The organism is Paenibacillus sp. SAFN-054 (assembly GCF_051966755.1).
Classification (GTDB): Bacteria; Bacillota; Bacilli; order Paenibacillales; family Paenibacillaceae; genus Paenibacillus_AQ.
On sequence record NZ_JBQCKS010000001.1, the window covers coordinates 2495610 to 2521979 of the forward strand.

Below are 26370 nucleotides of genomic sequence, written 5' to 3' on the forward strand. Positions count from 1 at the left end.
TATTGTAGGTCCAAAAGGTTATATATTAAAAAAGGGGGTCATGCTGTTATTATAAACAGGCTATATTAAGGGATCATGAAGCTAATATTACAGTTACATTACAAACAAGAAAGCGCTTTTAAATATATACCCGTAAAAAAGCTCTCCAACAGCTTGCGGCTGATGGAGAGCTCCCGGTTTAATCGAAGATCTCGACGTAGCCGCCACTCGTGCGCAGCTTATTCACGACGTCTTCATAATTGGCATCATCTACTTTGCAGGAAAGCACATAATCCAGGTCACCGAAGTCATCCGGATTCGGGGTGGCGTCCGCAACGCCGAACAACGGCTCGTCATTGTTCGTATCCCGGCGTGTCACGCGTTCCTCGGGCGGCGTATCTTCGCTCTGCCGATAAAGGTCGTTTTCATCGTCTGCCAACGGCACGACCGGAGCGGTATAAGCAATGCCTGGCACGCCTCCGGCTCCGACAGCGCCACCTGTATTCATGTTTCCGACCATATTGGCGGGAGCGATCGGAAGCAGGACTCGCCTGTCATTGTCGATTCCCGTGGCTAAACGGCTGACCTCCAAATGCTCGGTACGCGTACCGATTAATTTGGTTTTTGCCGTTTCCGCGTCGTCCTCTGTCTTGAAGTAAGCTTGAATTTGCTTCGTCATGATCATTACCTCCTCGAATTTAGGATTGGGTCAATCCTTGCAACATAATGATTCATAGGCTCAGCTTCAAAGCACTCCGTATGATGGCTTACAGCACTTTCAGCAGTTCCCGGACAAAGGCCGGTTCGTCTTTTGGAGTCCGTGAAGTAATGTAGTTGCCGTCTACAACGACCTCTTCGTCTTTGAATTCTGCGCCTGCATTCACCATATCGTCCTGAAGCGGCGGATAAGAAGTGATCGTGCGACCTTTCAGCAGATCGGCGCTTGCCAGAATTTGCGGGCCGTGGCAGATTGCCGCGATCGGCTTTTTCGAGCTGTTCATTTCTTTTACGAATGTGAGTATGTCTGGATCCAGACGCAGATTCTCAGGAGAAGAACCGCCAGGAATCACGACTGCATCGTAATCAGCAGGATTGACCTCGGAAATGGATTTATCCGTCGTGTAATTGGCTTCGCCATTTTTTCCTTTTAACGTTTCGCCTTTCTGGAGGCCGATGATATCCGTTTCATGACCTGCTTTATTCACTTCGTCATAGGGAACTTTCATTTCAGAATCTTCAAATGCGTTAGCCAGTAAAAAAGCAACTTTACTCATGGATGTCGATCTCCTTTCAGGTTGTTGTCCACGCTTTGTTATTACCCTAAAGAATGGGCTTTATAACAGGGCTCCGCAACTTTGCGCAAGGCCTAAGCCTTTCGAGGAACCAAAAAAGCAGGCTCCCTTGGCCCTTCCATTGTTCATCAACCTGACAATGGGGTAGGACGTAAGGAAACCTGCTTTTTTGATTGTTCATCCGGCTTATCGCATCAGGTAGGGCGAACCTTTCCCTTTGCGGTAGCCGTTCCATAAAGGGAAAGGAATTTCGCCCGCACGCTCCAGCCGGACGGCTTCTTTGGCCGATTCGAGCGGAATCAGCGGGACTAGCTTCAATGCGATTGCATGGGAGGATTGTCGCATAGATGACGGCTCCTTCAGGTGCTTGCTGTTATAGTATCAGCATTCCCCTGATGCCGGGATTCTATGCCGTCGTTTTGCTGTCGATGATCAGCGTGACCGGTCCCCAGTTGGTGAACGTCACGTCCATCATTTCCCCAAAACGCCCGGTTGCCACCTCAAGGCCTTTTGCCGCCAGTTCCCGGTTAAAGCACTCATAGAGAGCGAGCGCCGCCTCAGGCTTGGCCGCAGCCATGAAATTCGGGCGCTTGCCCTTGCGGCAATCGCCATATAATGTAAACTGCGATACGGACAGGATACCTCCGCCCACATCCGTCACGCTGAAATTCATTTTGCCTTCCTCATCCTCAAAAATTCGCAGCCCGGCCACTTTATCCGCCAAATACTGCGCGTCTTTTTCCGTATCCTCATGGGTCACGCCGACAAGCACCATAAGCCCTTGGCTGATCTCCCCCGTGATTTCCCCATGCACAGTGACCTTCGCTTCCTTACAGCGCTGTACGACGACTCTCATGCTGTATGCTACGCTCCTTTTTGACCTGAAACTTCTAATTACTGAATGATGCGGTGCACCGTGTATACATCCGTGACCCGCTTGATCCGTTCCACGACCGCATGCAGGTGGTCGGTATTGCGGATGAGGATCGTCATGTGGATCAGTGCCATTTTATTTTTATCCGAACGGCCGGTGACCGCCGAAATATTCGTTTTGCTCTCCGATACCGCCTGGAGAACCTCGTTCAGCAGGCCGTTACGGTCATGTCCCGTAATCTCGATGTCGACGCTGTAATTTGCCTCGATTTCGGTTTCCCATTCGACTTCGATGACGCGAGCGGCTTCTTCGCCGTCGCCTGCGGCCGGAATGTTCGGGCAATCGGTCCGGTGCACGGACACGCCGCGTCCACGGGTCACATAACCGACGATTTCGTCGCCCGGTACCGGATTACAGCAGCGGGCAAAGCGAACGAGCAGATTATCGATGCCTTTGACGCGAACGCCATTGGTCGGGCGCGATTTTTTCTCCGAAGGAACTTTGATTTCCTTCTTCTCGGATGTCAGCTCCAGCAGGCTTGCTTCTTCCTGCTCCTTACGGAGGCGTTCGGTAAGGCGGGTGCAAATCTGTGCGGCAGTAATGCCGCCGAAGCCGATGCCCGACAGCATGTCATCAACATCGTTAAAGGCGAACTTCTTCGCGACCTCCAGCAGCTTGTCGTCAGTCGTCCATTCGGACGCATCGAGGCCGCGGCTCTTCAGCTCGCGCTCGACCATGTCGCGTCCCTTCTCGACGTTCTCTTCGCGTTTCTCCTTCTTGAACCATTGCTTGATCTTGCTTCTCGCATGGGAAGACTGAGCGATCTTCAGCCAGTCCCCGCTTGGTCCGTAGGAGTGCTTCGAGGTTAAAATTTCGACGATATCGCCAGTTTTCAGGCGGTGGTCCAGCGGCACGATCCGTCCGTTCACCTTCGCTCCAATCGTTCGGTTGCCGACTTCGGTATGGATGCGGTAAGCGAAATCCAGAGGTACCGATCCCGAAGGAAGCTCAATGACCTCCCCCTTCGGCGTGAACACAAAGACCAGATCCGAGAAAAAGTCCATTTTCAAGGACTCGACAAACTCCGAGGCATCCTTCGCTTCGTGCTGAAGCTCCAGAATTTCACGGAAGAACGTCATTTTGTTCTCAAAATTCCCACCTGGGGTCGTGCCTTCCTTGTATGCCCAGTGTGCTGCGATACCGTATTCCGCCGTCCGGTGCATTTCCGTGGTACGGATTTGCACTTCGGTCGGCTCCCCGTTCGGTCCGACGACGGTTGTATGCAGGGACTGATACATGTTTGCCTTCGGCATGGCGATGTAATCTTTGAAACGTCCGGGCATCGGCTTCCAAAGCGTATGGATGATTCCGAGCGTAGCATAGCAGTCTTTGATGTTGTCCACAATAATCCGGATGGCGATCAAATCGTAAATCTCGTTAAACTGCTTGTTCTTTGTCGTCATTTTATTAAAAACGCTGTAAATATGCTTCGGTCTGCCGGACAAATCGCCGTCGATGCCCATTTCATCCAGCTTCTCGCGGATGCGGGAAATGACCGTGTCGACAAACTGCTCGCGCTCAGCGCGTTTTTTGTGAATCAAATTGGCAATACGGTAATATTGCTGCGGATTCAAGTAACGAAGGGACAAATCCTCCATTTCGCTCTTGATCGCCGATATACCGAGCCGATCTGCGATCGGACAGAAAATCTCCAGCGTTTCGTAAGCAATGCGGCGCTGGCTTTCCTCGGACTGGTATTTCAGCGTTCTCATATTGTGGAGCCTGTCGGCCAGCTTGATCACGATCACCCGGATGTCCTGCGCCATGGCGATGAACATCTTGCGGTAGTTTTCGTTCTGCTGCTCCTCCTTGGAACGGAACTGAATGCGTTCCAGTTTGGTCAGCCCGTCGACCAGCATCGCACAGGCGTTGCCGAACTTATCACGGATTTCCTCCAGCGATACGGTCGTATCCTCAACGACATCATGCAGCAGCGCGGCCACGATGGAGGTTGTATCCATCATCAGGTTCACGACAATATCTGCAACCGCAAGCGGATGCAGAATATAGGGCTCGCCCGATTTGCGGACCTGGCCGTGATGGGCTTGATCCGCGAAATGATAGGCTTCCCGGATGCGCTCCAAATCTGGCTCTTTTATATAGGCTCCAGCCTTTTCAAGTAATCGCTCTATGCCCATCTAGTCGTTTCCGTTTCCCTTCTATATGAAATAGAACCCGCTGACGATCCTCTTTAGCAGGTTCCCTGTTCAAACAAGATTTTATATAATTATGACGCTTGAAGGGCTCTACGTCAACATTTCTTACCAGGATCAGGAAAGGCTGACGGCAACAAACTTCACTTTTTTGCATTTCTTGGTTGTTCACTAAAAAAATGATTGAAAAATGTCGGTTTCTTGGCTAATCTAGATTGAATGCAATTTGAGATACGATAAATTTTAAATGGGGAGTGAGCTCATTGCAACGCGAAATTCAAGTAAATGAAAGGCTTCCTTTCGGTCCGGGATTCCTTCTCAGCCTGCAGCACCTCTTCGCCATGTTCGGCAGTACGGTGCTTGTGCCTAACCTGTTCGGCGTAGATCCCGGTATGATTTTACTTATGAACGGAATCGGAACACTGCTGTACATTCTCATCTGCCGCGGAAAAATCCCCGCCTACCTCGGTTCAAGCTTCGCCTTTATTTCTCCTGTACTTTTTGTTCTCGCTGGAACCACGGATAACTACCCGCTAGCACTCGGGGCCTTTATCGTCACTGGCGTCATTTTCGTAGCGGTTGGGCTTATTGTACAATTTGCAGGAACGAAATGGATTGATGTTGTATTCCCTCCCGCAGCCATGGGCGCCATCGTCGCTACCATCGGCCTCGAGCTTGTCCCTGTCGCTGCCGGTATGGCAGGTATTATTCCGAAAAGCGGTGCTGGAGCAGATTGGTTCAGTTCCAATGCGGTTATTCTCTCCATGACAACACTTGGCGTAACGGTTATCGGAGCCGTATTGTTCCGCGGTTTCCCCAAAATCATCCACATCCTGATTGGTATTGTAACAGGATATGTCATGGCGTACTTTATGCCGGGCATGATCGATAAAGGTGCAATCGCAAGCGCCCATTTGTTGACGACACCTACCCTCACGACACCTAAGTTCGAGCTCGGTGCCATCCTCACCATCATTCCCGTCTCCCTCGTCGTTATTGTCGAGCATATCGGACATTTGCTCGTGACGAGCAATATCGTCGGCAAAGATCTCTCTAAGGACCCTGGCTTGAACCGCTCCCTGCTGGGCAACGGCATTTCAACCATTATTTCCGGATTTGTGGGATCTACTCCCAATACGACCTACGGCGAAAATATCGGCGTCATGGCGCTCACCAAAGTCTACTCCGTGTTCGTCATTGGCGGAGCTGCCATTATCGCCATCGTGCTATCCTTCTCAGGTACCTTTTCTTCCGTGATAGCCCACATTCCCGAGCCGGTTATGGGAGGCGTATCGCTGCTGTTGTTCGGTGTCATCGCAGCTTCGGGTTTACGGATCTTCGTGGAACAGAAAGTGGACTTCTCCAAACCGACCAACATGATCCTGGCCACCATCATTCTCGTCGTGGGCATCAGCGGCGCCAAGTTGAATATCGGCAGCGTGCAATTGAAGGGCATGGCGCTGGCCACGATCGTCGGCATTGTGCTGAGCTTGTTCTTCAAACTGATTGAGGTACTGGGCCTCTCCAACGAAAAAGACGATGAGCTCGTCGAGAAAACTCCTGATTGATCCGCTGCATACATGAAAAAGAGCCGGACAGGCCCCTGCCAGGGTGTCTGCCGGCTCTTCATTTTGATTTTATCATTACCATACCATATACCTTGTTACTTGCATGCTTTATTGATTATCATTCATTACTGTTTTAAGTCCATATAACTCTCATAAAATAAAAAAACACCTTCAGGCCCTGTCGACCTAAAGGTATTTATTTCCCGGGAAAACAACCTCCCGAAAGAGTGGGAGACTGTTCTCCTAGTCTTCGTATGTCATCAAGGAAAATACTTCAACGTCAGGAAGCTTGGCACGCCCGTTCAAGGCCGAAAGCTCAATCAGAAAGGCAGCACCAACCACATTGCCGCCGAGCTGTCTGACCAGGTCCACAGAAGTGGCAATGGTGCCTCCGGTAGCCAGCAGATCATCCGCAATCAGCACATTTTGCCCTTTGCGGATGGCATCGGTATGCATCGCCAGGCGATCTTTGCCGTATTCCAGGTCATATCCGACCTCGATGGTTTCATAAGGAAGCTTTCCGCTTTTGCGGATCGGTGCGAAGCCGACGCCAAGCGCATAGGCCAGAGGAGCTCCAACCACAAATCCACGTGCCTCGGGTCCGGCAATGACATCGATTTTCAGCGCGGAAACCATCTCTTTAAGTTCGTTGATGGCTTTCTTGTAAATTTCCCCGTCCTGAAGCAATGTCGTAATATCTTTAAAGCTGATACCCTGTTGCGGGAAATCAGGTATCACCCGAATGTACTCTTTATAATCCAAAATAATCTCCTCCTAAAAATTATGCAAAAACGGTCATGCGCTAGCTGGCACCTTCCAAGCGGGATATGAACCAACGGGTACACTGTGAAGTGCTAGCATACAGCAAATGCTGCTCCATTTCGGCCAGACTCCCCAGTCTGGAAAAGTGTAAGGAACTGCTTAGTTCGCGTTTCGGCGGCTTCGGAATCATCACGATATGTCCATCACGCCGTTCAATAAACGATAGCTCTTCAAAGACATCCATCATCATCGTTACCATGCGAAGGCTCGAGGAAGACTGCTGACTAAGTCTCGCGAGTGCCTCCTGCTCCCGGATCGGTTCTGCAGCGAGACGCATCAACAAAACATACAGAAGTTTAAATTGTTCGCGATCCGGAATGGTCAGCTGCTCTGCCTTCTTCCTTCCCGAGTGAAGAAGGAACACATTGGAGAGATTCTTGAACGAAGCCAGGAGCGCATCAAGCTGATCCGTGGATTCCGGCACATGAAGCATGAACAACGTCGTAATCTGGTCCGTGCCGTAAGATTTCGCCGCCTGGTTATATGCCAAAATTCCAGCTTTCTTATCATATACCCAAAGGGTACAATCATTCAATTGCATTTTAGGTGAACTTTCAATGTCGGGATCAAACACCGCAGCGATATGACGCGGATCCAGCCGCATATGGGGCGAGATCCGGTCGTATACGCGCTGAATTTCTCCCCACGGCTCTTTGGAATCACGCAAATCGAACACCTGTGGACCGGTGATTTGCATATCCTGCAGCATCAGCTGCGGCTTCCTAGCACCGTTCCATTCGTTCACGGATACTTCCCCGAGTATGTCCAGCGTCATGCCTTCTTCCAGCAGATCGGCCAGATCGCCGCGTCCAAAGGCAACGGCTTCGATCTTGGCTCCTCCCTGCCGAAGAACCAGCTTCAGATGTTTTCCTTCTTTCCCCATCTTCCGCTTTTCTACCAGCTGGGTTCCCCGGAACACGAACTTGGGGACCGGATTGGACATGCCGAATGGGGCCAGCATCTCCATCTCATCAATGACGGGTAGCGGAACATCGGTGAGCGTCCACTCCCCATCCGTCATCGTAACCGGGAGATAATCCTCTTCGCTCATGACCTCTGATGCGAAACGGTTCAAGGCGGACTCGAATGCCGGCAGTTGCTCTCGCGCCAAGCTCATGCCTGCTGCGGAAGGGTGGCCGCCATAGTGATCCATGAGTTCCTTGCAGGAAGTCAAGGCTTCGTATATGTCGAGCCCCGGGATGGATCTTGCAGAACCTTTGCACATGCCGGTTTCGGGATCAATGCCCAGAATGATGACCGGTCTGTAATAGCGCTCCAGAATTTTGGAGGCCACGATCCCCACCACGCCGACATTCCATCCTTCTCCTGCCAGCACGATGACGTCCGGTACGGAGCCATCTGCCATCTTATCCTGCAGCTGGAGCAGTGCCTCTTGAACGATTGTCTCGACAACCTGCTGCCGTTCCTTGTTCAATTCATCCAGCGCATAGGACAGCTGCTGCGCTTCTTGCGTATCTTCCGTTGTCAGGAGCGCTACAGCTGAACCCGCATGATCCAGACGGCCGCTGGCATTGATACGCGGTGCCATGCCGAAGGCAACGTTGATTGAGGTGACCGTTCCCATCGTAATCCCGCTGACCTCCATTAAAGCCTTAATCCCTGGAAATGCGGTATGCCGCATACACTCCAGACCGCGGCTGACCAGAATGCGATTCTCGCCGGTTAAAGGCATCAGGTCGGCGATCGTTCCGATGGCTACAATTTCCGTCCACTCTATTGGCGGATCCGTAAGTACGGCCTGCGCCAATTTATAGGCCACGCCGACGCCTGCGAGACCCTTGAACGGATAAGGGCATCCCGGCTGTTTCGGATTAATCAGCGCATAAGCATCCGGAAGCACGTCCGGTGGCTCATGGTGATCCGTAACGATGACGTCCATGCCCAAAGAATTCGCATATGCGATTTGGTCGACGGCACTGATGCCCGTGTCTACCGTGATGACCAACGTAACTCCCTGTTGATTCGCCCAATCAAGCGCATGGTTATGAAGACCATACCCTTCGTTGGAACGATGCGGGATGTATATATCGTAAGAAGCTCCCAAATAACGCATAAAATAGATCATTAGCGACGTGCTGGAAACCCCGTCCGCGTCATAATCCCCGTAGATGAGAATATGTTCCTCGTTCTCAATCGCCTGCCGAATCCGGGGCACCGCTTTTTCCATGCCGAGAAGCAGGTATGGATCATGCAGCGCCTCCATGTTTCCATTCAGGAACATGCCCGCTTCTTCCGCGGTGCTGATCCCCCGGGAAGCCAGAAGATTCGCGGTAAGCGGAGAAACGGATAACGTTTCTGCCAGGCTTTGCGCCGTGTCCTTACGGACCGCCTGAGCCTGCCAACTATATTTTGATTCAAACAATCGTTTTTCACCTTTCTTTCCCTGCCAGTCATTCGGGTGCATCGCTGTGGATGTCTATTGAAGCAGTGTCGGCATTTCATTATCCGTAAGCTGATGATTCGATTTATACGGATAACCGGGATCATAAGGAACGACTTGAATATTGACATCGCTGATATGCACAAACCGATGCATCAGCAATTTTTTAGCCCGTTCGGCGATTTCGTTCGCTTCCTGCACCGTTATCCGGGGATTCACGCTGACCCGCAAATCGACGGTGACGTAATGCCCTTGTTCCCGGGCTTTCAGATCATCGACCGTAATGATGCCATGCACGCGCTGAACCGTCTCTATAAAGCTGATGGCATCCTCCTGCTCGGTTTCCTGAACCAAAGAACCGTAAACGGAATTCACGATGAGAAAATATCCTTTCCGAATGACCAGAACTGCCACAACAAGCGCCGCTACGGGATCCATATACATCATGGCGGTCCAGCCGAAGCTATCTCCTAATACAGACAACAGCACGCCCACGCACACGGTGAGCGACGTATAGAGGCTGAAACGGTGCTCTTCCGCATAGGCCGTATGCTGACCGTCCCCCTGCTTTTTCGAATGACGATACTGAAACTGGAACATCGCCTCTTTTACCGCCAGCGACACGAATATGGCAATGACTGCGAACGTAGCCGGCACATGAATATTCCCGGATGCGATCTCACGTACGGAAGCTACTGCAATCTGCAGCCCACCCATCAACACAAGCACTGCAAATAAAATCGAAAACACGGGTTCCGTTCGGTTCGCCCGGTTCGTCTGTTTGCTTGCGATCCGCCCCTTCACGGACGAAAATTGCGGAAGAAGCCGGTTAAGAGCAGACACAGCATCGGAGGCGGAATACAAGGCATCGCCCAGCAAAGCCTTGCTGCCCGAAAAATATCCTACAAATCCTTTAAAAACAGCAAGTGACAAGTCACCGATCATCCCTGTCCAGGTGACCGTATCGGAAGAATGTGATCGTTGCATACTCATGTTTGCCTCCTCTCCGGCAGTCCCTACATGCCGATTCTATTCTATGAAATGGATGAAATAACGTATGACATCCAATTCTTCGAGCGGAATGAGCCATGAATGAGTTTACACATGGAAGGTTCTTTATCAGATTGAAAGCCGCGTCGCATGAGACGCGGCTTTCACCTGTACAACTTTAGTTTAGGCTTTGGAAGGCTTTACCGCTTTCCCTTTTGGTTTCTGCTTGAATTTAAGGAATAGCCACAGCGGACTGGCAATGAAAATCGAAGAATAGGCGCCGAAGATCAAGCCGATAACCATGGCAAGCGAGAACATCTTGATCGATTCTCCTCCGAATAAGAACAGGAAGAACGCAGCGACGAATACCGTAAATGCCGTATACAAGGAACGCATCAGCATTTGGTTGACGCTATGGTTCAGCAGATTCGTCAGATCTTCGCGTGTCTTCTGCTTGCCGAATCGCAGGTTCTCGCGGATTCGGTCAAAGATAACGATCGTATCGTTGATCGAGTAACCAATGATTGTGAGCACTGCGACAATAAAGGTCAGGCTGACTTCCAGACGGAAGATCGAGAACACGGCCACAACCATGAAGGCATCGTGCAGCAGCGCGATAATGGCTGCCAAGGCGAAGCGCCATTCAAACCGGATACTCACATAAATGATGATCCCGATACAGGAGATGAGAACGGCGTAGATTGCGTTCCGCCCGAGCTCCTTTGCCATTTCCGGATCGACCGTATTCACTTCGAATGAAGCGGTTTTGTCGAGCTTTTGTATGGCTGCTTTGAGCTGTGCATCCTGGTCCTCGGTCAATTCTTTCGTGAAACGGATGTTCATGCGTTTGTCGCCGGGAGAGATGTGTGCATCCTTGCCGATGCCGATTTCTTCAAGAATCGGTTCAACTTGTGCCTTCGTCAGGTTTTCGGAAAGCTTCATGTCCACGTTCGAACCCGCACGGAAATCAACGCTGTAGTTCAGACCGAAAGAGGCAAGCGCGATGATACCCGCAATCGTGATCACGATCGAGAATATGAACGCAGCTTTGCTCATCTTCACAAAGTTAAATTCCTTTTTAAAGTGCATTGATTTCACTCTCCTTTACCCCGAACTGCTTCGGTTTTTTCAGCAGCCCAGCTTTCACCAGCAGGCTAAGCAGGTAGTGGGTGAAATACACGTTGGTCAGGATACTCAGCACGATTTCGACGATCAATACGAGCGCAAAGCCTTTAACGGCACCTGTACCGAAGGCGAACATGACCGCTCCAACGATGATGGTCGTAATATTCGAGTCGAGAATCGTACGCAGGGAGGATTTGTTACCCGCTTTGACCGAAGACATGACGCTTCTGCCGTTGCGTATTTCTTCCCGAATCCGTTCGTTCGTAATAATGTTGGCGTCGACCGCCATACCGATACCGAGAATAAATGCGGCTACGCCCGGCAGCGTAAGCGTAAAGTCAGCCCACACGAACACCAGAATCAACAGCCAGGTATGCACGATGAGGCCAAAGCTGGCAATAATGCCTGGAATACGGTACATGGCAATCATAAAAATCAAGATGACGATCGAACCGATAATACCGGCCTCAATGGTCTTGTTCAGCGATTGTTTACCCAAGGTAGCGCCTACGCTTTGCGAGTATTTCTCGGTCAGCTTCAGTGGCAGGGCGCCCAGGTTGATCGTATCGCTGATTTTCTTAGCTTCTTCAATCGTATAGCTACCCGAAATCTGCGCTTTGCCGTCCGTCAGTTCAGCTCGAACCGTCGGATCCGACAGCATTTCCTCATCAAGGAAAATAGCCAGTGGTTGTCCAATCAAACGTTTCGTAACGTCGGCGAATTTCTTCTTGTCCTTCACCTTGATATCGATAACCGGTTCATTCAAGCTGCTATATCCGACAGAAGCCCCGTTCTCGACGAAATCACTGCCGACGAGCTCTACCTTGCAGTATTTATCTTTTGGCGTCGCGTTGGCGTCAGGTGCCTTACAACCCTCCGCGCTGCGGAAAGTCAGCGAAGCAGGTTCCCTCATCTTCTTTTTCACTTCGGCTTCGTTGGTCACGCCCGCGATTTTAAGGCGAATGCGGTTCGTGCCTTCCGTTGTCACCTCGGGTTCGCTTGTACCCAGCAAATTCGCCCGTTTTTCCAGGCTCTCTGCCGTACGCGTGAGGGACTGCTTCGTAACCTTTTGCCCTTGTTCCAGTGGACTGGCTTCATATAATATTTCGAAGCCTCCCTTAAGGTCAAGGCCTAACCGGACGCGATCAAGCAATTCCGGTGTGGACCAGGCCATGATTCCCACCGCAACGAGCACGACGATAATAAATGTAGCAAATCTTTTCATGCCGTTCCTAGTTCCCCTTTCGTTCTCAATATTCCTATTATAGCCATGCGTCAAAATGCAGTCAATTTATCAATATTTGTCGTTTCTATATTTTAGCGGCCTTTTCCCCCTCTATTGGCTGACCAGAAAAGGTCCCTCTCCATTTAATCGAAAGAGGAACCTTTATATGCAGATATCGTCATATAATTCATAAATGTCAACACTTTCAGAGAGAGAATATCATTTACCAGCTTATACAGCGGAGGGATTCCTTCCTTCTCGTATTTACTGCTGACGCAGGTCCAAATGTCCTTGCTCGTAACATGTTCATAGCCGACGAGTCTGAACTCCTCCGCCTTGCTCCGGCACAAAGCCTCGATAGCCATGTCCATCTCGCTTTCGCTCATATTCTCCGGGCTCACATGCGTAGCCTCCTCTCAATCTACCTGATGTCCAAGTACCAGATTCGCATCCTTTCTACATTCGACCCAAACGGCCCGCATTCCTTCTTTTTTTCTCCAGGGCTTGTATAAAAGTGATGGTATGAATGGACGAGTAGAGCATATCCATATTAACAAAAGGTCTGTCACAGAAACTGCCGCAGCAGCACGGAAGAGGGAGTGGGCATTTGAACAAGCTAAAACCGAAAAACCTGGCCTCCAAGAAACAGACATTTATTCAAGGCACGATGATATTGCTTGCGGCCGGGATCATCAACCGCATTCTGGGCTTTATACCGCGAATTGCCCTCCCACGCATCATTGGTGCCGAGGGTGTCGGAATTTACCAGCTGGGCTATCCCTTCTTCCTTGTACTCGTCACCCTCATTACCGGAGGGATCCCGCTGGCTGTGGCCAAGCTGGTATCCGAAGCGGAAACGGAGAACAAACCGCAAAACTCCCGTTTTGTTCTGCGCGTCAGCCTTATGCTGACCGTCGGTTTGGGAATTGTATTCATGGCGGTCTCGCTTTGGCTCGCTCCTTGGTTGACGCGCAGCGTTTTGACGGACTCGAGAGTCTATTATACCTTTGTCAGCATGAGTCCGATCCTCGTTATCGTGGCCGTATCCTCCGTGTACAGAGGGTACTTCCAGGGCAAGCAAAATATGATTCCTTCCGCAGCCTCTTCCATCATCGAGACGCTTGCCCGCATTGTATTCACGTTGTGGTTTTCGTATTTGCTGCTTCCGAGAGGAATCGCATTTGCAGCCGCTGGAGCGATGCTGGGGGTCATGGCAGGGGAATTTTTTGGTCTATTGGCGTTGTTATGGCAATTCCGCAAGGAGCGGCAACGAACGTCTATCCAGGCAGCAGCACACCGTCACGTACATCCAAGCCGAGGCCTCTTTCCCCGCCTGATGGGGATTACCGTTCCGGTAACGGCAGGCAAGCTCGTAGGATCCTTCTCTTACCTGTTTGAATCGATTATCACCGCGCAGAGCCTCGCCATTGCCGGCATCGTAACTTCTGTAGCTACGGCCCAGTACGGCGCCCTGCAGGGCATGATCATTCCTGTACTGCTGCTGCCCGGTGCATTGACGTCCTCCCTGGCGATATCGCTGGTGCCCTCGCTGTCCGAGGCTGCCGCGCGCAAAGACAGGCTCACCATCCATAAACGGCTGAATCAGACGGTACGCCTCGCGCTTGTGACAGGCGCCCCTTTTGCCGTAATCATGTATGTTTTGGCTGAGCCTTTATGCCTTCTGCTCTACAACAACACGGATATTTCGGGCATGCTGCGCATGCTGGCTCCCTTTGCGCTCTTTCTTTATGTACAGGCTCCGCTTCAAGCCACCCTGCAGGCGTTGGACCGTCCAGGGAGAGCCCTGTTCAACACCCTTGCCGGTGCTGTCATTAAACTTTACCTGATTTACTATTTATCATCCCAGCCTGAATACGGCATATACGGGGCTATCATTGCAATCATTGTCAACAGCATTATCGTCACGTTCCTTCACGGTTACAGCGTCAGCCGTCTTCTGGCCTACCGTTTCAGGATTCTCGACATGCTGAAGCTCGTATGCGCTATGATCGTCATGGCGGCTGCGACCACTTTTTCCTACCGTCATCTAACCTTAACGCATGAAAGCTGGATCCAGTTTTTTGCAGCCCTATTCATCGGCATTACCGGTTTTCTCATTGCGGTTTTCTCGGCGAGACTCATCTCCCTCCGCGACTTGAAAAGAATGCCTGTCATCGGTAAATGGTTCGGTGCAGACGAAGAACCGAAAAATCCGGCTGCATAGCATGCAGTTCGTTATTTCCGGTCCACGTATACCTTGCCTTTATGATCGATGGAGCACAGGAACACATCTTTAAAATCCTTGACGCCCTGCTCCTGGATCTGGTTTTTCAGCCAGAACCGGTTTTTCTTAAGCCTTTGCAAATTGTCATCCTGTACTTTTCCGTCCATGATCAGCGGTACGGGCAAAACTCCGTAGCTGAATTTCCCGGCGGGAACCAGGATTTTCTTGTTGGTTCTGCTCTTGGTTGTTGATGAAGAATTGGTACTTTCCTGTGCTTGGGCCTGTCCGCCTGAGTTCGCAATGTTCCCTTTTGCCTTAAGCCCGAGCATCGTGTGCGGCTGGCGCTGCGAAGGAGAGGTTTGCTGCCGCGATGGGGAATTTTGTCCGCCGAACAATCCTTCGGATGGCCCTGGTGAAGACGCAGATTGTGATTTAGGTATCACTGTCAGCTGCCCGGAGTTCTCCAGAATGGCAAACTCTACGTCTGCGATATTCTCGATATTTTGGCCCCGGAGCTGGAGCAGAAGGTCATCCAAATTGTAGCGCTGCTTCTTCATCTCTGACCGATGGAGCTTGCCCCCGGATACGAGAATGCTCGGTTTTCCTTCGAACAACAGACGGGCCTTCCTGCTTTTGAGGCTAATAAATGCGATCGTAATTTGAATGATGACCAGCGTCGCCATCGGAAAAATGCCGTCATAGATCGGACGCTTGATATCTTCCAGCACAAAAACGCCGATTTCGGCAATCATGATGGAAATGACCAGATCGAATATGGACAACTTCCCGATTTCACGCTTTCCCATGATTCTCAAGGTTAAATAAATGAGGAAATACATGAGGACGGTACGAAAAACGGGGATTAGGATATGAGATGCCATACACCGTGCACTCCTTTTTACGCATATTCGCGGAAAACATCGTGATGGTATTTTGGCCCTTCCCCAGTAACACCATTCACTGCCGCCATGATTAATTATTGGAAAACTTGTACTACCTCTATGGGCTTGGACATAGATTTACAATAACTTATGGAATATGAAGGGGGTTTCCTGTTTATGCACATGATCCGGCGCGTACTATCTTTCCGCATCGCCAATCCCATCCTGTCCGGGCTCTACTACTCTTTTTTCTGGATGATGCTCGGCGCGCTTCTCCTCTCGCTCCTGCTGTGGTCCAGCGGGATGCAAGAACAAAGCCTTTCCCGTTTGATTTACGTGGTTCATGCGGTTGCAGCCATTTTCGGCGGACTGGTAGCGGGCAAGCGTTCAGGCAAAAAGGGCTGGTACCATGGAGGAATGACAGGCATTTTATACGGCCTGCTCATCATGGTGATCGGCTTTCTCGCTTTGGATACGTCCCTGCGAGTGGGCGATCTGCTCCTCCTGAGCACCGTCTTCGCTGCTGCAGCCATCGGGGGCATGTTCGGTGTGAACCTTAGAAATAATTTATAGGGTCCCTTCTCTTGAAATGTGGTAAACTATTTTCACGTGATTCTTACAAGAGGAGGCTTTTTCTGCTTTGCTATATCAATCCATGCAGGGGATATCCATCGCATCGACGATAACGGTTATTTTGTTGATCTGGCTGGGTACACTCCGCAATCCGTTTAAGGCAGCTTACCTTTTTATCAGGGAACTGCTGACCTCACGCAAGTTTTTGCTGTTGTTTTGCATAATGGTATGTATTCTTCTAGCCAATAAATACGAATTGAAAATAGAGGAAAGCTTTAATTATCAGAAAGATTTTACTCCCTGGGTGTTCGGCTTGGAGGGGCATTTCGTTAAGAATCTGCAGGATTTCTTTCACAGCAGCTTCATAACGCCGATTTCTGTTTTTTTCTATGTGATTGTGTTCCAGTCTCTTTTGATTGCTTCAGTCGGTGTTTACGTTTCCGATCAAAACAAAGTGTTCGTGATCGCGACCTGCTTCGCGATTATTATGAACTACGCGGTAGCCATCCCTTTCTATCTGTTCTTCCCCGTCAACGAGGTCTGGTCCTATCCGCCTTCAGGGGTGTCGTTCCTCATGCTGGATGTATTTCCGCGCTTTGAGGAAGAGTACAGGCCGTTATCCGGGCTCAATAACTGTTTCCCAAGCCTGCACACCTCGATTTCGGTTACCATGATGGTACTCGGCCTGCGGTCGGGCAACCGCCGTTTCGGCATCATGACGACAATCAGCGCCGTTGTAATCATTTTCAGCATTTTCTATTTAGGCATTCACTGGTTAACCGACATGATCGCCGGTACGGTGCTGGGCCTTCTCGCTTCAAACCTGGGCATCCTGTTCGCCAAGATGTCCTTGAAGGGCAAGGAAAGCACACTGCAGCAGCATCGGAGCAAAATGTACGACAGCCTATAAATACGGAATCGTTCATATGGATAAAAAGAGGCAGTCCCTCTCGGGACCGCCTCTTTTTTATGTGTAATGACTGGTATATACGCAGCTTACGCCTGGCTGTCAGAAGCCGAGCTTGTTGCATGACTGATGGAACTGCGGTCGAATGTAAGCTTCGTTACATCATTGACGCGCAGGACAACGATGTCATCCGTAATTTCCATAATGGTCCCATGGAGACCACCGATCGTCACAACCTTATCCCCCTTTTTCAATGCGCCGAGCATCGAGTTGCGGGTCTTTTGTTTCTTTTGCTGTGGACGAATAAGCAGGAAATAGAAGATAGCGAACATTAATACCAGAGGCAAAATCATGGTTAACAATCCGCCGCTGCCTCCACCTGTTCCTGTGCTTGCTGCCAATTCGATTGATTCGAACATATGCTTTCCCCCCTTTCATGGACTAACCCCGTTAATATGCGGTTGTTCGGATTCGACAGAATCCTTTTTTAGAAGCCTTTATCATTGTTATGAAGCCCATACTGTTCAAAAAACTCATCGCGAAAATCAAGCAGCCTGTCTTCCATGATGCTCTGCCGCACTTGCTTCATCAAATTGATGAGGAAATGCAGATTGTGGTACGTTGTCAGCCTCAGGCCGAAAGTCTCATCGGCTTTGATCAGATGCCGCAGATAGGCTCTTGAATAGTTCCGGCAAGTATAGCAATCGCAAGCGGGGTCAAGGGGGCCAAAATCTCTGGCGTATTGGGCGTTTCGGACCACAAGCCGTCCCTGGCTTGTCATTGTCGTTCCGTTACGTGCAATCCGCGTCGGAAGAACGCAGTCAAACATGTCCACTCCGCGGATCGAACCCTCAATCAGAGCGTCAGGAGAACCGACACCCATCAGATATCGCGGCTTGTTGTCCGGAAGCAGAGGAACGGTATAATCCAGCACTTCATACATCAGCTGCTTGGACTCTCCAACGCTGAGTCCACCAATAGCATACCCCGGGAAATCCATGGAAGTCAAATCACGCGCGCTCTGCTTCCGCAAATCCTCATACATGCCTCCCTGGACGATGGCAAACAGCCCTTGGTCATGCGGACGGCCATGGCTGTTCAGGCACCGTTCAGCCCATCTTGTCGTGCGTTCCAGCGATTTTTTGACATAATCATATTCAGCCGGATACGGCGGGCATTCATCGAATGCCATCATAATGTCCGATCCAAGCGCATTCTGGATTTCCATCGCCACTTCAGGCGACAGGAACAGCTTATCGCCGTTCAAGTGAGAACGGAAATGCACGCCTTCCTCGGTGATTTTGCGCATTTCGCTCAAGCTGAACACTTGAAAACCGCCGCTGTCCGTCAGAATCGGACGATCCCAGTTCATGAACTTGTGAAGCCCGCCCGCTTCCCGGACGATTTCATGACCCGGACGAAGGAACAGATGATACGTGTTGCTCAAAATAATTTGAGCGTCCATCGCTTTAAGCTCTTCGGGACTCATCGTTTTTACTGTGGCCTGCGTCCCTACCGGCATAAAGGTCGGCGTTTCGATCACGCCGTGAGGCGTGTGTACGCGGCCTAGTCGCGCACCGGACTGTTTGCAGGTTTTAATATGTTCGTAATAAACTGCTGCTGTCATGTATATACCATCCTCTGTATTCCGCGTAACCGGACTTAATAAATGAACATTGCGTCGCCGAAGCTGAAGAAGCGATACCGCTCTCGGATGGCTTCCTCGTACGCGTGCAAAATATGTTCCCTGCCTGCCAGCGCGCTGACCAGCATCACCAGTGTAGACTTCGGCAGATGGAAGTTCGTGATCAGGGCATCCACGACCGTGAATTCATACCCTGGATATATGAATATATCCGTCCAGCCATTGCATGGTTCAAGCACTCCGCCCTTAAAGCGGTTGCCGATCGTTTCCAAGGTCCGGCAGGAAGTGGTCCCTACCGCGATCACGCGTCCGCCGCGGCTGCGCGCCGCATTCAGAATGTCGACCGTCTCCTGGTTAACCGAGTAATATTCGGCGTGCATGACATGGTCTTCCACCTTGTCTACGGACATGGGACGGAATGTGCCGAGTCCGACATGAAGCGTCAGATACGCAATCGTCACGCCTTTGCCGCGAATTTCATCCAGAAGCTCTTTGGTAAAATGCAGCCCTGCCGTTGGAGCAGCCGCAGAGCCTTCATGGCGGGAATACACCGTCTGGTAGCGCTCCTTGTCATCTAGCTTCTCTTTAATATACGGAGGAAGAGGCATTTGACCCAGCCTGTCGAGGATTTCCTGGAAGATTCCCTTATAGGAAAACTTCAGCACACGCTCTCCCATATCGCCCTCTTCTTCAATAACCGCCTTCAATTCGTCGCCGAATACGATGACACTTCCGTTTTTCAGCTTCTTGCCGGGCTTTACAAGCGCCTCCCAGCGGTCTTCACCGAGATTCTTCAGCAGAAGGACTTCAGCCTTGGCGCCGGTATCTTCTTTGACCCCGAACAACCTGGCAGGAATAACGCGGGTATCATTCAGCACCAGCGTGTCCCCGGACTGGAGCTGGTCCACAATGTCCTTGAACGTATGGTGGGCAATGGCCCCATCCTGCTTGTTTAATGTCAGCAATCGCGATGCCGTCCGCTCCTTCAGCGGAGTTTGGGCAATCAATTCTTCAGGTAAATGAAAATCATACAAATCTACATTCATATCTCGTCATTCCTTAGTAATAGTAACGTTCTGATAATAGTGTTTCAATATTTCCTGGTACCCATACCCGGCATCCGCCATTCCTTTGGCCCCCCACTGCGAGAGTCCAAGCCCATGGCCATTGCCGCGGCCCAGGAACATAAAGCCTGTTCCGGCGTCAATGCTGCGCGCATTGCGGTCTCCGTTCATGACGACCGTTCCGCCTCCCTGCAGCGTGCTCTGGCCGGAGGCGGAGAGCACCGCGGTGCTCGAGGAACCGGTGATCTTGGATGTTGTTCCGTTTGCGCTCAGTACAGTATAGCTCCCGGTTTGCACAATATCAAACAACGTGCTCGGAAGTCCATTCATCGCGGATCGGAACAAATCCGGGTATTTGACGTCAAGAATTTGACCGTTTGCCTTGATTTCAGTCGCGCGGCCGGAAGGTCCCCGTTTGGTCACTTCCAGCGTCAGGATCGGAGAAGGCGCGGGGGTCGCTGTTTTGCCTTGAAGGCTTTTCGATAGCTGGGCTGATGTATAAGGCCCGCGTACCCAGGCATAGGTGCCCGATTCCGGAACCTTCTCCAGTACGACGGCCGTATCCCCCGGACTCAGCTTCGCTACCGGGGCAGCATCTGACTGGATCTGAGGCAGCGGCCGCACGTTCGTATCCTTAGCGGTCACAGTCATTTTCGCCAGCCCTCCGCCGGTGGATGTTCCGGTTTCTTTCACGTTATCCTCACGCACGTATCCATTTGAACCATTCGCCAAAAGAACATGATACCACATTTTTTGACCTTTTACCGCCGCTTCATCGCCTTCGCTTGGTACGCTAGCAAAAGCGTTGCCACCGCTGTTCCATACCTCTGACGAATCCGCGGAGGCGCCTCCGGCATTCGAAGAGAATACCGCTTCGACGACCTTGCCGTCTTTCAGAATAACCTCGCCTTGTGTGGCGTCAACCGCTTGGATGACGCTGGCTGCTTCGGAGGATATGCCGTTGTATACCTGGCTCAGCGTCGTATCCACCACATCTGCGATTTTGAATTTGCTGCTTTGGCTGCTTGCCTGGAATTCTGCGTAGCTCCGGGCCGCCACCGCCTGTGCCTTCAAAGCTTCCGCCGACCAGGAGGAAGGCACCTCGCCACCGACGACCGAATACAAATATTGTTCGAACGGAAGCACGTTGACCAAAGCCAGCTGCCCGCTCAGAGAGCCGATTTCCATTGCACCCCGGTAGGAACGGGCAGATCTCTCCTGCACCTTGATATCCGTACCGCCGCTGTCGATCCAGCCCTTGGCTTCGCTGCCGCTAAGCTGATAATGCTTCACAGTCTGACCGAGGCTCACGTCCTGCCGCACCATGAAGGCGGGAATACTTGCGTCCGTCTCCGACAAGGACAGCTGCGGGAGTTTGGCGCTGACGGAACCGCGCAGCGCCGACAGTTCGCCGTCATTCGCCGCTTCGCCGACCCGGACCGCATAGCGGCTGCCGCCGTCAGGCGCCTGTTCCAAGGCGACCATGGCATCAAAGCCAGCCGACTTGACGCTGGCTGCAGTCGCAGCCGCCTCTGCTTCCGACGCATACGTGCCGGCGGATAAATGTTTGGTTCCAGTGACTGCCGGGGTCTGTCCATTCAAGAAGGAAGAGACCGCCTTCGCGACCCGGCCAGCAGCCGTGGAGGCCGCCTGTTCGCTAGCATAATTGCCTGTATACAGCTGATAGACCTGTCCGCCTGAAGAAGCTGCAGCAAATAGAATGGGTTTATCCGCAGTAGCTGACAACTTTTTGTATGCTGCTGCTGCCGCAGAGGAATCAGCCGTCTCCAGCACCTTGACGCGGAAGCCGTCCACGCTGAATCTTGCCGTTTCGCCCGCTCCCAAGCTTACCAGGGACGAATGAACGCCTGAAGTGTTGAATCCGATTGACAACGTCTGATTGGAAGTGAGCGTAACTGCCGCCGTCGTGGACTTATAAGTGCTGCCCAGATCCATGAACATGCCCACTCTTATTTGATCGACCGGAAGGGCCAATGCTTTGCCTGACAGCTGCAAGCATCCTGCTGCCAAAGCCAAAGTCATCAATCCTTTACCGCACCAAGACACAACCTTTGGTATCGTCATATTTCCCACTCGTAATTGTCCTCCTTGCCTCCCATGAAGTCTATGAATCATTCACTAGCACTGCCCCTAACCTCCTGGTTAGCGGATTTCCGGCATCGGCAGTCCCAAATGCTGATAGGCTGCTGCCGTCACCATCCTTCCCCGCGGTGTCCGCTGAAGGAAGCCGATTTGAAGCAGATAGGGTTCGTATACGTCCTCGATCGTCTGGCTTTCTTCCCCGATCGTCGCCGCGATCGTATCAAGTCCGACCGGACCGCCCCTAAAACTGTTAATCATTGCGGTGAGCATTTTATAGTCAATTTGATCAAGTCCGCGCGGGTCGACCTGAAGCATTTTGAGCGATTCCTCCGCGATCTCCGGCGTAATCATGCCATCGCCGCGAACCTGCGCATAATCCCGTACCCTTCTCAGAAGGCGGTTCGCGATCCGCGGCGTCCCTCTCGACCGCAGCGCGATTTCGTCAGCCGCATCCCCAACAATTTCAATGCCGAATATGTCCGCGCCGCGCGAAACGATGTAGCTCAACTCATCCACCGTGTAAAACTCCAGGCGGCTTACGACGCCGAATCGGTCACGGAGCGGCGCGGACAGCAGGCCTGCGCGCGTCGTGGCTCCGATCAGCGTAAACGGAGGCAGATCAAGGCGCACGGAACGTGCGCTTGGACCCTTGCCAATCATGATGTCCAGCGCAAAATCCTCCATCGCCGGATACAGCACTTCCTCCACTGTCCGGTGCAGACGATGAATTTCGTCGATAAACAATACGTCGCCTTCCTGCAGATTGGTAAGCAGCGCCGCCAAATCGCCAGGACGTTCAATCGCCGGCCCCGACGTCGTCCGCAGGTTAACGCCCAGTTCGTTTGCTATGATATTCGCCAAGGTCGTTTTACCGAGTCCCGGCGGACCGTACAGCAGCACATGATCCAGCGCTTCATTGCGCATTTTGGCTGCCTCGATATAAATTTTCAGATTTTCCTTGACCTGGTTTTGTCCGATATATTCATTCAAATACCGGGGGCGAAGGCTGAGCTCCACCGCCTGGTCTTCCATCATTAGATTCGCCGATATGATCCGGTCATCCATTCGTGTCGCCCCTTTCTCGGCAGCCGTGCGTCTCTATTACCCTGCATAGAGCAGCTTTAGCGCCTTTTTCATCAATACATCCACGGAATCGCCAAACGCGGTGTCATCCTTGATTTTGAGCCATACGCGGTCAAGCTCCGTATCGGTATAGCCCAAAGCCTTGAGTCCTTCCCGAGCTTCCGACCAAGCGGAACCATCGCCCTCCTGCGGCTCCGGCATGGCGAACAGCCCGGTAGCCAGCGCAGCAGTGCCGAAGCCTTCCAGCTTGTCCTTCAAGTCGAGGATCATGCGCTGCGCGGTCTTTTTGCCGATGCCTGGCAGCTTCGTCAAGAAAGTGATGTTTTCCTGATAAATGGCCGTGACCACGTGGTCCGGTGTGCCTCCACCGAGAATACCGAGCGCGACCTTCGGCCCGATCCCGGACACCTCAATCAGCTTGCGGAACAATCTCTGCTCCTCCCGGCTCGGAAAGCCGAACAGGAGCATCGCGTCCTCACGGACATGGTGATGCGTATATACCGTTACAGGGCCTTCCGTTTTGGCGAATACAAAAGGATTAGGGCAGAATACGCGGTATCCTACCCCTTGAACGTCAAGCACGATATACTCATTCTCCAGATGGACGACAGGTCCTCTTAAAAAGTCGATCATTTTCGCAATACCTCGTTTATTTTGGAATTTAACGTGTACGAATGGGCATGGCAGATCGCCACCGCCAAAGCGTCCGCGACATCGTCGGGCTTCGGTACGGCCTGCAGCTTCAAAAACATCCGCACCATTTCCTGAACCTGCTTCTTCTCGGCTTTGCCATAACCGACAACAGCCTGCTTGACCTGCATCGGCGTATACTCTCCAATAGGCAGACCGCGCTGGGTTGCCGCCAAAATCAAAACTCCGCGCGCCTGGCTGACAGACATCGCGGTCGTGACGTTCCGGTTGAAGAACAGCTTTTCAAAGGCAACGCTGTCCGGTTTATATTTATCGATCAACTGCAGCATGGCTTCATAAACATGCTGCAGCCGCTCTTCGTCGGGTGTGTGAGCTTCCGTCTGAATACAGCCGTATTGCACCGGGGTCACCTTGCTGCCGGCCTTATCGATGAATCCGAAACCGACAATCGCAATCCCCGGGTCAATTCCTAAAATACGCAAATGTTTTCTCTCCCTTGCCATAAAGCGAACATATGTATTCGTTCCCTTCATTATAATGTAAAACTTCCTATCAAGTCTATGACCCGCTCAAAAGAAGTAGACATAGAATACGATACAGTCGTTTACGGCAGCAATTGACCAGCAGGCTCGGAAGGATGGAAGGTTTGCGTAAGTTCACGGATAAAGGCAAGCATCGGAGCATTCATAAATTTTTGTTTCCGGTAGACAATTCCCACTTTTTTCTGGGGGGCTGGACTCGTAATGGGGATAATATTCAAATCCTGGCGGACCATCGAATGCAAGTAAGATTTGGGAAGGATTGTGGCTCCCACATGAAGCCGGACGAGCTGAAGCATGGAATCCATTGTGGACAGCTCGATGATCGGCTGCAGGCGAATGCCAGCCTGCTTGCTGTATACATCGATCATTTGCCGAACCAGGAACTTTTCCGGAAACAGCACCAGTGGCTCCTGAACGAGTTCCTCCAGCATGACCGAGTCATATTGCGCGAAACGGTGAGCGGTGGACACCGCCAGACTAAGCTCTTCCGTGTACAGCTCCGTGCTGATTAGCTGCTCGTCATCCAGCGGCAGAAAAACGACGCCAAGATCCAGCTTGTTCTCCAGCAGCCCGTTTTTGGTCTCTTCCGTCGCAAGTTCATGCACCGATATGGAAATGCCCGGGGCCTTTTGGTGAAATGAAATCAACGTCTGCGTGAGCAGGTGATTGCCCGAGCATCCGATCCGCAGTTTACCGCGTGCCATCCCTTTCAGCTCGTTAATCTCGGTCTGTGCCTGTTCAAGCTCATGAAAAATGTTCTGGGTATGCTCCCTTAGCGTCTGCCCGGCTTCCGTAAGAAAATTGCGTTTACCGATGCGGCGGAACAGGGGCGTGCCCACTCTTTCCTCTAACAACCGGATTTGCTGGCTGAGCGTAGGCTGGCTGATTCCCAGCTTAACGGCAGCCTTGGTAAAATGAAGTTCCTCACAGACCGCCATAAAATATTCAAGCAGACGAAAGTCCATGGTCCGACCCTCCATCATAGTTGATAACTATTATTTTAATTGATAACATTGAATTGACCAATCATTTTTTGTTAACTATAGTAAACATATTATATACGTAACGATAGGAGCGCATGAACATGAGTGAGGAGATCAAAGTTGAATTAACCACCAAGCCGGGCGAGAAGCCTGACAGCAGTAATCTCAGCTTCGGCAAGTATTTTACGGACCATATGTTCATTATGGATTATCACAAGGACAAGGGCTGGTATGACCCGCGCATCGTCCCGTATGCACCGATCGTGATCGATCCGGCTGCGATGGTGTTCCACTATGGCCAAGCGGTATTCGAAGGTATGAAAGCTTATTTGACGGATTCCGGAAAAGTGCTGCTGTTCAGACCCGACCAGAACATGAAGCGTCTGAATCGCTCCAATGACCGCCTGGGCATTCCGGAAATCGACGGGGATTTCGTCATTGAAGCCATTAAGAAACTGATCGAAGTGGATAAAAGCTGGATTCCGACGGAACAAGGAACCTCGCTCTATGTGCGTCCATTTATTATTGCAACTGAGCCTTGCCTCGGGGTGCGTTCTTCTTACACGTACCAGCTGATGGTGATCCTATCGCCGGTCGGCGCTTATTACTCAAGTGGTCTTGAGCCTGTCAAAATCAATGTGGAGAGCTCCTATACCCGTGCGGTCCGCGGCGGAATCGGCTTTGCCAAAGCGGCAGGCAACTACGCGGCAAGCATCAAGGCCCAGGAGAACGCCAAAAAAGAAGGATACTCCCAAGTTCTGTGGCTCGATGCCATCGAAAAGAAATATATCGAGGAAGTCGGCAGCATGAACATTTTCTTCAAAATCGGCGGAAAAGTCATCACCCCTGAGATTAACGGCAGCATTCTCGAGGGTGTCACCCGCAGTTCCGTGCTTACTCTGCTTCAGGAATGGGGAGTTCCCGTGGAAGAGCGCAAGCTTTCCATTGAAGAAATCTACGATGCCTACCAAGAGGGCAAACTGGAGGAAGTATTCGGTACCGGAACGGCAGCGGTTATATCACCGGTCGGCGAGCTGCACTGGAACGAGCATACGATGAAGGTTAACAACGGCGAAATCGGCGAATTGTCGCAAAAGCTGTATGACACCATCACCGGCCTGCAGTCCGGACATTTGCCGGATACGCGAAACTGGACCATGACGTTTTAATTGCATTAAATCGCAAAAAAAGGGGTACCCCGTTGTCACCATGACTTTGTTGGGTA

25 protein-coding genes are annotated in these 26370 nt (G+C 51.4%); 5 read left to right on the forward strand and 20 right to left on the reverse strand.

The window, feature by feature from the left end; all coding sequences use genetic code 11:
* Positions 1–178 precede the first annotated feature (178 nt).
* The 5 genes from ACTHPM_RS11345 to ACTHPM_RS11365 all read right to left on the reverse strand — a co-directional run bounded on the left by ACTHPM_RS11345 (position 179) and on the right by ACTHPM_RS11365 (position 4343).
* Positions 179–658: a hypothetical protein gene (locus ACTHPM_RS11345; protein ID WP_440395268.1), complete on the reverse strand. Its 480-nt coding sequence runs from the start codon at positions 656–658 to the stop codon at positions 179–181.
* Between the two features lie 88 nt (positions 659–746).
* Positions 747–1253: a type 1 glutamine amidotransferase domain-containing protein gene (locus ACTHPM_RS11350; protein WP_440395269.1), complete on the reverse strand. Its 507-nt coding sequence runs from the start codon at positions 1251–1253 to the stop codon at positions 747–749.
* A gap of 204 nt (positions 1254–1457) precedes the next feature.
* Complete coding sequence (locus ACTHPM_RS11355; RefSeq protein WP_440395270.1) at positions 1458–1616, reverse strand: hypothetical protein; 159 nt, start codon at positions 1614–1616, stop codon at positions 1458–1460.
* A 61-nt stretch (positions 1617–1677) separates the two neighbouring features.
* A complete protein-coding gene (dtd, locus tag ACTHPM_RS11360) occupies positions 1678–2127 on the reverse strand; it encodes a D-aminoacyl-tRNA deacylase (protein ID WP_440395271.1) in 450 nt (149 codons plus the stop codon).
* 38 nt (positions 2128–2165) lie between these two features.
* Positions 2166–4343 (reverse strand): RelA/SpoT family protein, encoded by a 2178-nt coding sequence (locus ACTHPM_RS11365; protein ID WP_440395272.1) that lies wholly within the window; start codon positions 4341–4343, stop codon positions 2166–2168.
* Positions 4344–4621: 278 nt separating this feature from the next.
* Between ACTHPM_RS11365 and uraA the strand changes: the two genes are divergently transcribed.
* Positions 4622–5926 (forward strand): uracil permease, encoded by a 1305-nt coding sequence (uraA, locus tag ACTHPM_RS11370; RefSeq protein ID WP_440395273.1) that lies wholly within the window; start codon positions 4622–4624, stop codon positions 5924–5926.
* A gap of 243 nt (positions 5927–6169) precedes the next feature.
* On the opposite strand, the gene ACTHPM_RS11375 is transcribed toward uraA, so the two are convergent.
* The 6 genes from ACTHPM_RS11375 to ACTHPM_RS11400 all read right to left on the reverse strand — a co-directional run bounded on the left by ACTHPM_RS11375 (position 6170) and on the right by ACTHPM_RS11400 (position 12875).
* Positions 6170–6688 carry an adenine phosphoribosyltransferase gene (locus tag ACTHPM_RS11375; RefSeq protein WP_440395274.1) on the reverse strand — a complete coding sequence of 173 codons (519 nt, stop codon included), beginning with the start codon at positions 6686–6688 and terminating at the stop codon, positions 6170–6172.
* 40 nt (positions 6689–6728) lie between these two features.
* Complete coding sequence (gene recJ, locus ACTHPM_RS11380; RefSeq protein ID WP_440395275.1) at positions 6729–9131, reverse strand: single-stranded-DNA-specific exonuclease RecJ; 2403 nt, start codon at positions 9129–9131, stop codon at positions 6729–6731.
* Between the two features lie 54 nt (positions 9132–9185).
* Complete coding sequence (locus ACTHPM_RS11385; RefSeq protein ID WP_440395276.1) at positions 9186–10136, reverse strand: cation diffusion facilitator family transporter; 951 nt, start codon at positions 10134–10136, stop codon at positions 9186–9188.
* A gap of 186 nt (positions 10137–10322) precedes the next feature.
* Complete coding sequence (gene secF / locus ACTHPM_RS11390) at positions 10323–11228, reverse strand: protein translocase subunit SecF (protein WP_440395277.1); 906 nt, start codon at positions 11226–11228, stop codon at positions 10323–10325.
* Positions 11218–12489: a protein translocase subunit SecD gene (gene secD / locus ACTHPM_RS11395; protein ID WP_440395278.1), complete on the reverse strand. Its 1272-nt coding sequence runs from the start codon at positions 12487–12489 to the stop codon at positions 11218–11220. The genes secF and secD overlap by 11 nt, the downstream gene beginning before the upstream one ends.
* Before the next feature lie 143 nt (positions 12490–12632).
* Positions 12633–12875 carry a post-transcriptional regulator gene (locus ACTHPM_RS11400; RefSeq protein WP_440395415.1) on the reverse strand — a complete coding sequence of 81 codons (243 nt, stop codon included), beginning with the start codon at positions 12873–12875 and terminating at the stop codon, positions 12633–12635.
* Between the two features lie 221 nt (positions 12876–13096).
* On the opposite strand from ACTHPM_RS11400, the gene spoVB reads away from it, so the two are divergent.
* Positions 13097–14713 (forward strand): stage V sporulation protein B, encoded by a 1617-nt coding sequence (spoVB, locus tag ACTHPM_RS11405; RefSeq protein WP_440395279.1) that lies wholly within the window; start codon positions 13097–13099, stop codon positions 14711–14713.
* An 11-nt stretch (positions 14714–14724) separates the two neighbouring features.
* Here the strand turns inward: spoVB and ACTHPM_RS11410 are convergent, their stop codons facing one another.
* Positions 14725–15594: a YetF domain-containing protein gene (locus ACTHPM_RS11410; protein WP_440395280.1), complete on the reverse strand. Its 870-nt coding sequence runs from the start codon at positions 15592–15594 to the stop codon at positions 14725–14727.
* Positions 15595–15771: 177 nt separating this feature from the next.
* Here ACTHPM_RS11410 and ACTHPM_RS11415 point away from each other — a divergent pair, with 177 nt between their 5' ends.
* Positions 15772–16167 (forward strand): TIGR04086 family membrane protein, encoded by a 396-nt coding sequence (locus ACTHPM_RS11415; RefSeq protein WP_440395281.1) that lies wholly within the window; start codon positions 15772–15774, stop codon positions 16165–16167.
* A gap of 67 nt (positions 16168–16234) precedes the next feature.
* Positions 16235–17077: a phosphatase PAP2 family protein gene (locus ACTHPM_RS11420; RefSeq protein ID WP_440395282.1), complete on the forward strand. Its 843-nt coding sequence runs from the start codon at positions 16235–16237 to the stop codon at positions 17075–17077.
* A gap of 86 nt (positions 17078–17163) precedes the next feature.
* Here ACTHPM_RS11420 and yajC read toward each other — a convergent pair whose 3' ends face one another.
* The 8 genes from yajC to ACTHPM_RS11460 all read right to left on the reverse strand — a co-directional run bounded on the left by yajC (position 17164) and on the right by ACTHPM_RS11460 (position 25127).
* On the reverse strand, positions 17164–17493 hold the full coding sequence (gene yajC, locus ACTHPM_RS11425) for a preprotein translocase subunit YajC (RefSeq protein ID WP_440395283.1): 330 nt from the start codon (positions 17491–17493) through the stop codon (positions 17164–17166).
* A gap of 68 nt (positions 17494–17561) precedes the next feature.
* Positions 17562–18701 (reverse strand): tRNA guanosine(34) transglycosylase Tgt, encoded by a 1140-nt coding sequence (tgt, locus tag ACTHPM_RS11430; protein WP_440395284.1) that lies wholly within the window; start codon positions 18699–18701, stop codon positions 17562–17564.
* Between the two features lie 35 nt (positions 18702–18736).
* The gene (gene queA, locus ACTHPM_RS11435; protein WP_440395285.1) at positions 18737–19765 is read right to left on the reverse strand and encodes a tRNA preQ1(34) S-adenosylmethionine ribosyltransferase-isomerase QueA; all 1029 of its coding nucleotides are present in this window, start codon (positions 19763–19765) and stop codon (positions 18737–18739) included.
* A 6-nt stretch (positions 19766–19771) separates the two neighbouring features.
* Positions 19772–21868 (reverse strand): SpoIID/LytB domain-containing protein, encoded by a 2097-nt coding sequence (locus tag ACTHPM_RS11440; RefSeq protein WP_440395416.1) that lies wholly within the window; start codon positions 21866–21868, stop codon positions 19772–19774.
* 78 nt (positions 21869–21946) lie between these two features.
* Complete coding sequence (ruvB, locus tag ACTHPM_RS11445) at positions 21947–22951, reverse strand: Holliday junction branch migration DNA helicase RuvB (protein ID WP_440395286.1); 1005 nt, start codon at positions 22949–22951, stop codon at positions 21947–21949.
* Between the two features lie 36 nt (positions 22952–22987).
* The gene (ruvA, locus tag ACTHPM_RS11450; RefSeq protein WP_440395287.1) at positions 22988–23602 is read right to left on the reverse strand and encodes a Holliday junction branch migration protein RuvA; all 615 of its coding nucleotides are present in this window, start codon (positions 23600–23602) and stop codon (positions 22988–22990) included.
* Entirely contained in the window at positions 23599–24102 is a 504-nt protein-coding gene (gene ruvC, locus ACTHPM_RS11455; RefSeq protein WP_440395288.1) for a crossover junction endodeoxyribonuclease RuvC, read from the reverse strand. Before ruvC ends, ruvA begins: the two co-directional genes overlap by 4 nt.
* A 122-nt stretch (positions 24103–24224) precedes the next feature.
* On the reverse strand, positions 24225–25127 hold the full coding sequence (locus ACTHPM_RS11460) for a LysR family transcriptional regulator (protein ID WP_440395289.1): 903 nt from the start codon (positions 25125–25127) through the stop codon (positions 24225–24227).
* A gap of 119 nt (positions 25128–25246) precedes the next feature.
* Between ACTHPM_RS11460 and ACTHPM_RS11465 the strand changes: the two genes are divergently transcribed.
* Positions 25247–26314, forward strand: coding sequence for a branched-chain amino acid aminotransferase (locus ACTHPM_RS11465; RefSeq protein ID WP_440395290.1), 1068 nt, complete (start codon positions 25247–25249; stop codon positions 26312–26314).
* Positions 26315–26370: the final 56 nt, after the last annotated feature.

Bases quoted from the DNA above. Each gene is read 5' to 3' on its own strand.
- queA (WP_440395285.1), bottom strand. From the start codon at position 19,765: ATGAATGTAGATTTGTATGATTTTCATTTACCTGAAGAATTGATTGCC.
- ruvA (WP_440395287.1), bottom strand. From the start codon at position 23,602: ATGATCGACTTTTTAAGAGGACCTGTCGTCCATCTGGAGAATGAGTAT.
- ACTHPM_RS11365 (WP_440395272.1), bottom strand. From the start codon at position 4,343: ATGGGCATAGAGCGATTACTTGAAAAGGCTGGAGCCTATATAAAAGAG.
- ACTHPM_RS11460 (WP_440395289.1), bottom strand. From the start codon at position 25,127: ATGGACTTTCGTCTGCTTGAATATTTTATGGCGGTCTGTGAGGAACTT.
- ACTHPM_RS11350 (WP_440395269.1), bottom strand. From the start codon at position 1,253: ATGAGTAAAGTTGCTTTTTTACTGGCTAACGCATTTGAAGATTCTGAA.
- tgt (WP_440395284.1), bottom strand. From the start codon at position 18,701: ATGACAGCAGCAGTTTATTACGAACATATTAAAACCTGCAAACAGTCC.
- ACTHPM_RS11465 (WP_440395290.1), top strand. From the start codon at position 25,247: ATGAGTGAGGAGATCAAAGTTGAATTAACCACCAAGCCGGGCGAGAAG.
- ACTHPM_RS11345 (WP_440395268.1), bottom strand. From the start codon at position 658: ATGACGAAGCAAATTCAAGCTTACTTCAAGACAGAGGACGACGCGGAA.
- secD (WP_440395278.1), bottom strand. From the start codon at position 12,489: ATGAAAAGATTTGCTACATTTATTATCGTCGTGCTCGTTGCGGTGGGA.
- ACTHPM_RS11415 (WP_440395281.1), top strand. From the start codon at position 15,772: ATGCACATGATCCGGCGCGTACTATCTTTCCGCATCGCCAATCCCATC.
- ACTHPM_RS11385 (WP_440395276.1), bottom strand. From the start codon at position 10,136: ATGCAACGATCACATTCTTCCGATACGGTCACCTGGACAGGGATGATC.
- ACTHPM_RS11410 (WP_440395280.1), bottom strand. From the start codon at position 15,594: ATGGCATCTCATATCCTAATCCCCGTTTTTCGTACCGTCCTCATGTAT.
- ACTHPM_RS11440 (WP_440395416.1), bottom strand. From the start codon at position 21,868: ATGACGATACCAAAGGTTGTGTCTTGGTGCGGTAAAGGATTGATGACT.
- yajC (WP_440395283.1), bottom strand. From the start codon at position 17,493: ATGTTCGAATCAATCGAATTGGCAGCAAGCACAGGAACAGGTGGAGGC.
- secF (WP_440395277.1), bottom strand. From the start codon at position 11,228: ATGCACTTTAAAAAGGAATTTAACTTTGTGAAGATGAGCAAAGCTGCG.
- ACTHPM_RS11400 (WP_440395415.1), bottom strand. From the start codon at position 12,875: ATGAGCGAAAGCGAGATGGACATGGCTATCGAGGCTTTGTGCCGGAGC.
- ruvB (WP_440395286.1), bottom strand. From the start codon at position 22,951: ATGGATGACCGGATCATATCGGCGAATCTAATGATGGAAGACCAGGCG.
- ACTHPM_RS11355 (WP_440395270.1), bottom strand. From the start codon at position 1,616: ATGCGACAATCCTCCCATGCAATCGCATTGAAGCTAGTCCCGCTGATT.
- dtd (WP_440395271.1), bottom strand. From the start codon at position 2,127: ATGAGAGTCGTCGTACAGCGCTGTAAGGAAGCGAAGGTCACTGTGCAT.